The organism is Candidatus Cloacimonadota bacterium (assembly GCA_016932035.1).
Classification (GTDB): domain Bacteria; phylum Cloacimonadota; class Cloacimonadia; order JGIOTU-2; family JGIOTU-2; genus Celaenobacter.
In genome coordinates this window covers 1-2,996 of record JAFGDR010000061.1, presented here as the reverse complement: position 1 = coordinate 2,996, position 2,996 = coordinate 1, and the positions used below count along the sequence as shown (strand labels likewise).

The 2,996-nt window shown below is 38.4% G+C and carries 7 protein-coding genes and 1 riboswitch; of the genes, 4 read left to right on the top strand and 3 right to left on the bottom strand.

Features of this window, described 5'->3' with window-relative positions:
• Both JW794_10095 and JW794_10090 read left to right on the top strand, forming a co-directional pair.
• Positions 1–202 (top strand): hypothetical protein (locus tag JW794_10095; GenBank protein ID MBN2018461.1); only part of this gene is annotated, 202 nt, incomplete at its 5' end.
• Between the two features lie 14 nt (positions 203–216).
• Positions 217–507, top strand: coding sequence for a hypothetical protein (locus JW794_10090; GenBank protein ID MBN2018460.1), 291 nt, complete (start codon positions 217–219; stop codon positions 505–507).
• A gap of 79 nt (positions 508–586) precedes the next feature.
• On the opposite strand, the gene JW794_10085 is transcribed toward JW794_10090, so the two are convergent.
• Together JW794_10085 and JW794_10080 are read right to left on the bottom strand one after the other, a co-directional pair.
• Positions 587–856: a hypothetical protein gene (locus JW794_10085; GenBank protein ID MBN2018459.1), complete on the bottom strand. Its 270-nt coding sequence runs from the start codon at positions 854–856 to the stop codon at positions 587–589.
• The gene (locus JW794_10080; GenBank protein MBN2018458.1) at positions 834–1,121 is read right to left on the bottom strand and encodes a toxin; all 288 of its coding nucleotides are present in this window, start codon (positions 1,119–1,121) and stop codon (positions 834–836) included. Before JW794_10080 ends, JW794_10085 begins: the two co-directional genes overlap by 23 nt.
• 50 nt (positions 1,122–1,171) lie before the next feature.
• On the opposite strand from JW794_10080, the gene JW794_10075 reads away from it, so the two are divergent.
• Entirely contained in the window at positions 1,172–1,366 is a 195-nt protein-coding gene (locus tag JW794_10075; GenBank protein ID MBN2018457.1) for a hypothetical protein, read from the top strand.
• Positions 1,367–1,522: 156 nt separating this feature from the next.
• Here the strand turns inward: JW794_10075 and JW794_10070 are convergent, their stop codons facing one another.
• Positions 1,523–1,984: a hypothetical protein gene (locus JW794_10070; protein ID MBN2018456.1), complete on the bottom strand. Its 462-nt coding sequence runs from the start codon at positions 1,982–1,984 to the stop codon at positions 1,523–1,525.
• Positions 1,976–2,053: riboswitch (SAM riboswitch) on the bottom strand. Its footprint overlaps the gene before it by 9 nt.
• Before the next feature lie 421 nt (positions 2,054–2,474).
• Between JW794_10070 and JW794_10065 the strand changes: the two genes are divergently transcribed.
• A complete protein-coding gene (locus tag JW794_10065; protein MBN2018455.1) occupies positions 2,475–2,834 on the top strand; it encodes a hypothetical protein in 360 nt (119 codons plus the stop codon).
• The last annotated feature ends 162 nt before the right edge of the window (positions 2,835–2,996 follow it).

The following is a 2,996-nucleotide window of genomic DNA, read 5'->3' as shown; positions in this document are numbered from 1 at the left end:
GTCACAAAACTTTTGCCCTGTTTTCTTTCTCAGGAAGATATTCGATTGTAAAAATATTTTGCACTGGGGAGAATTTGACGGTTACGAAGGATGCGCAACAGCTTTTCAGAAGAAGTGGTCTATGCCATACAAAGTGCGCGCAGATTGCTGGGGGCATCCGATTCTCTTTCAACTCAGATCGCAGTTTGTGAGCCTTCAATGATGGAGAGGTATGAAATGAAACAGATTAAACCGGAGTGGATCTCATATATCAAAGCGTACACGAAAGAACATTTCGGCGAAGAAAGAAGCCATCTGCTTGCCGGTGACTTTCAGTATAATGTTATGATCTATTTCGATGACGGCTCCTTCTGTAGTTTTAAAAACGCATTCTATATTCTCAATGAAAACCGAACGAAAGCGGCGGTATTCTCCGAACATTGCGGATATCATTATTTCAGTGCTGTCGGCACTGTTTTTGAACTGCTGAAGGTTACAGACATAACAAGCGGCAAAGAGTATATCTGAGATCATTTCAACAGAAGGCATAATAATGAATTATGACATCATCCTGAGTAATATTGCGGGTAAAGGCAACAGAGAAATCCTATTTGAGAAGACCTCCGGCAAATTTGTGCAGAACACTCCCTATCAGCGTTTGATAGGGTAACCCCTCACGTTCGGCGATCTTTTTAATGGATTCTAGATCGGATTCGGAAATTCTTATATTGATATTCCTTTTCTTTCTCATCATTTCGCGGGCAGTCTTTACCATCGATGCGGGAACACTTCCCTGTTTCAATGTCCCTTTTTCATAAGCGGATAGAATCTCAGTTTCTTCCGCTGTAAGTACACTACTCGTTCGTTTCTTTATCATGGTATGCCTCGTATTTTCTTTGTTCTTTTCTGCTCGGGATTATTGTCTTAAAAAAAATGTCATCACCATCGATTACATAAGGAACAAGATGAATATACTCGTGAAGAAGTACGGTCAGAACTCTCTGGTTTGGATATTTCTTTTGATTGGGGTGCGGTGCATCGGCTATTGCATATCCTTCTGCAATCGCTTTGACCACATCATCAAAAGAGACCCCGCGTGTTTCAAAAAGCACCCTGTTCTTTTCCTCATCCCATGCAATCATGGTGAAAAGATATGACAATGTATATCAAATGTCAATCATTTAACTGCATTTTGAAAAAGAGTCTTGAATCACAGATTGATAAACCGGGCGTTGAAGAATTACGAATCTCACTGCGCCATGCCTACCATCATCTGAACGTTGCCTGGCATATAAGAGAAATCGACAAAGAAAAATACATCAATCTGTCAGAGCGAAATTACAGGCGATGGTGTAAGTTTCCAAAAGGCGTGCTCAAGAACTCATGAATTAAGAGGAAAGAAAGCGACTCTCCTTTTCTTATTAACCCAAACAAAGCGAAGCGATGTTTGAGTTAAGGACTTGCTACTGTACAAGTCCCTTGATAATCTCATCGCATAATTACGAACTGATATGATCTGGAAGCTTTTGAACAAATAATGTTGTTATTGAGAGCCCTCATCGATAATTTCCCGTAAAGGGCAATACTCAGGACGAATCGGACCAGCCCACTTTTGAATTTTAATCTGTCTTTCATCTGATTTGCAATTTATATGCGAGCATTTATAATAACGATAATAAGGGCATCTTGTACACATACGGCTTTTTTTAATTTCGCTTATTGGTTTTCTTGAATCAAACCACACATTAAAGAAATCTTTCGCTCTTTCGAGATTCCACTCCGCTAATGATTCTTCAAGTACAAGGGGATCAATTACGAGAACAGAGCAGATTTTACGGAGCAGACGGTATTGCTCAATTTCTACATTACCTTTGCCTAAAGAATTTAACCGGCGGATCCCTTTGTTGATGTTTGAATATCCGATCATACTTAAAAGTATGCTCTTTGAAATATTTTTTTCTGCACATTTCTGATAGATGATACGGATGATGGAAAGTTCGCTCATAGTCCCTCCTTTTAGCGATTTGTTTATCGACGTTGCAATTTGGTTTTATAAATCACGTCGTGTATGAATTAAATATTCTGTAATATACGGTATTATTCTGCGACAACATACCCCTTCAAGGTATAGGTTATAAGATTACATTGATATATATTTCTCATGAAGTGGTCAATTGATATCCACCAGCCTTATCACGATTTTACTGTCCCCAGGCTAAACTAAGAAACAAAGAGGTTAATCCGGTCTTGTTCCCTTTATATCGGTATATCGCAATAGTGAGGTTTTTTATGAAGATACAATCGAAGAAAGCATATCAAGAAGCATAAGAAAATACAGGTAAGCGTAACAGATCAGTTCGTACAATAACAATCAACTCTTTCATGAAATCGATAAAACTGAACTCACCTGTTAATAGAAAAAGCCCCAAACGCGATTTCCATTATTACAAGTCGATACAATGTTACACGATATTAGTTCACACAAAGGAGGGTTGATGATTGTATCAGAAAATACAAGCACTGGCTTCGAACATAATGTGCTGCAAAGGCTTCAACAAGATATGAAAAATGCCTTTGAAAAATGCACTGTTGAAAAAAAACCGCTGCTTACAAACAAAAATAGCATTCGCAATACTGTCTGGTTTTCAATAGGTTTTTTCTTTAACGGCAGCTATTCAGATGATCGTTCAGGTAATACGTTCTCATCTAAAAGTGCATGTATTGAAATATCCGGCGCGGATTCAGAACTGCTACTGAATATAGCTCTGACAATTTCGAAGATTCTAAAGAATGATACTTTCTTGGTGATAGACTACAATACTTATCAATTCTTGATTGTTGATCATAAACTGTGATGAAAACTCTTCTCAATTTTTACAGAGGAAATAAAGAATGACATACGATGATTTTTCCACGAATGTATCTTCACGCCCTGCTCCGGTAATTCTCATTGAGGGTAAACGCAACATCCCGACAGAATATGCCGAAAAAGCCATGCAGTTGACTGAAAAGCTCGC